General features: G+C 63.7%; 1 pseudogene. It reads left to right on the top strand.

The window, feature by feature from the left end:
* A pseudogene (locus tag QJT78_RS51800) lies at positions 1-744 on the top strand (transposase); the annotation flags it as partial.

The raw sequence follows: 744 nt of genomic DNA, 5'->3' as shown, positions 1-744 counted from the left end.
GTCGTTCCGCTTCGACGGCGTCGGACGGCACGGCTCGAACACATCGTCCATCACCTGGGGTTGGCGCTCGGCGGCCGGCCGGCAGCAAGCTTCGCCAAGCGGCTCATGCTGCCTGTCAGCAACGATACCTTGCTGCGGGTGGTCCGCCGGCGGACGGCGATACCGACGGATCCATTGCTTGTTGTGGGTATCGATGACTGGGCGTTCCGGAGAAACCGTCGGTACGGCACCATCGTGTGCGATTTGGAGCGTCGGCGGATCGTTGCCTTGCTGCCCGACCGGGAAACGGCGACCGTTCAGGCGTGGCTGTCGAAGCACCCGGGCATCAACATTGTGTCGCGAGATCGCGGTGGTGGATATGGCGAGGCAGCAGCCAAGGCGCTCCCGAACGCCATCCAGGTCGCCGACCGCTGGCATCTGATGGAAACGCGAGCGCGGCCTTCCTTGATGCGGTGCGCCGCTCCATGAGCCAAATCCGAACCGCAATCGGGGCGACGACGATCGATCCTAAACTGCTGACCTGCGCGGAAAAGCTTCGCTATCAGGGCTATCTGCGGCGCCAGGACAGCCATGCCGCAATTGCGGCTCTTGTCAGCGACGGTGTGCCGCTCAAGGAGATCGTCCGCCGCACAGGACATAGTCGCAATCTGGTTCGCCAAATTAGCCGCGGCGGCGGTACGGATATGTTCCGCAGCCGTCAAAGCACTCTGGATGGGTACCTGCCGTTCCTGGACGCGCAGTGGT

The sequence above is a fragment of the Bradyrhizobium sp. Mp27 genome (assembly GCF_029953005.1).
GTDB classification, from domain to species: Bacteria; Pseudomonadota; Alphaproteobacteria; order Rhizobiales; family Xanthobacteraceae; genus Bradyrhizobium; species Bradyrhizobium barranii.
Note: the sequence above shows the minus strand (reverse complement) of the source record. Positions and strands in the feature narration are given on the sequence as shown.